This is a genomic window from Pectobacterium carotovorum, assembly GCF_900129615.1.
Lineage (GTDB): Bacteria > Pseudomonadota > Gammaproteobacteria > Enterobacterales > Enterobacteriaceae > Pectobacterium > Pectobacterium carotovorum.
Map to the genome: position 1 here is coordinate 1 of NZ_FQWI01000023.1, position 1413 is coordinate 1413.

General features: G+C 51.0%; 1 protein-coding gene. It reads right to left on the reverse strand.

Annotated features, from left to right (window positions below; translation table 11 throughout):
* Window positions 1-13: 13 nt before the first annotated feature.
* Window positions 14-1330 (reverse strand): IS4 family transposase, encoded by a 1317-nt coding sequence (locus tag BUB06_RS21720; RefSeq protein WP_039473869.1) that lies wholly within the window; start codon window positions 1328-1330, stop codon window positions 14-16.
* Window positions 1331-1413 lie beyond the last annotated feature (83 nt).

Below are 1413 nucleotides of genomic sequence, written 5' to 3' on the forward strand. Positions count from 1 at the left end.
TAATGCTTTTCAGTTAAGCTTTTGAAGGTAGCCGTAACGTGTAACGTTGCGGCTTCTTTTTTACCGCCCTCGGGTAATGTCTCGCTCGGCGAGTCGGCAGGACAAAACTCTCCGCCATTGCCACTATCTCATTTATTATTTTGGGGATTTTCCCAGGTGCTACCACCGGCAGCAGACTCAACTGGGCCGTCAGATAAAGGCTCGCCTGCTTAAAACCAAGCTGATAAGGCTCTATGCCTTTCAGGCTGTAAGCCATTTGCGCCATCATGAAGCGCAGCAGGTTATACGCCAGAACCACTCCCCACAGTTCCTGTTCCACCAGGTCCGGTTTCCGGCTCCTTAAGGCCAGTTCATTATTCAGAAGATGCTGTTTCATCTCCCTGAACCCATGCTCTATTTCCCAGCGATGCCCATACAGGTCGACGATATCCGCTTTGGGATACCTGTGCGGGTCGCTCATCGATGTCAGGACATGGATCATTTTCCCGTTAACCTCTTTACTGACCCGTCTCGCCGTGAGTATTTTCGGCACATTATCCCATTTGCGTCTCGCCTGCGGTGACACATTCAGTTCGACAATGTCATCCCCTTTACCCAGCTTCTGAACCACCTGATACTGCGCATCTTTTTTGAGTGGGATTAACCAGTGCTTCTCCACGCCTGATGACTGCCAGTGGTGCAGTAACCCAAGGGCATAAAATCCCTTATCCATGAGTGTCAGCGTATGTTCTGGCGTTTGCTCTGCAAGCTGCGCCGCAAGGTCAATTTCATTCGTTGTTGATACACTGCCAAAGGCCGTTCCTGTCAGAAGGTGGCTGGTTACCTCCATCTGGCAGACCATGCGAACCTGCGGCCACTCAGAGCGGGAATGCGCATTAGCCGTTCGCCCAAACGCAGCATCATTTTCTGGTGTATCCGGTGTTCTCCACAGCGTTCCATCTATCGCCATCAGCGTCAGCCCATTCCAGTGTGAAAGCGGCGTTTTTTCAAACCAGAGCTGGCGTGTTTTTTCAAAGACCAGACGGATGGCATTGACGCCTAATCGCTGACGAGCCTGCACGACGGCGCTGGGTGCAACGAAAGGGCGTTTGCCGGGAAGCAGAATATCAAGGTGTGAGACTATCTGATTCATGGAAAGTGAGCGGAACAGTGTCATTCCGGTGACAGCCCAGACCATCATTTCCATCGGAAGGCGTCGTTTGCGGAGGGTAACAATGCCAGTATCAGCAAGGCATTCATCAATAAGTTCAGGCGACAGAAGGTCAGAAAGGGCGGAAAACTCCTGCGGGGTGAATTTATGAACCGTGTTGAGAGCCTGGCTGAGTAGCATAAAAAAATCCGTAATCCCTGTGAGATTACGGATTGTTACACAAGTACCGGATCGTTCAACTGATCCTTAACTGATCGGCATTA

What these genes read in the sequence shown, in the direction of transcription:
- BUB06_RS21720 (WP_039473869.1), bottom strand. Translation starts at nt 1,330, where the DNA reads ATGCTACTCAGCCAGGCTCTCAACACGGTTCATAAATTCACCCCGCAG.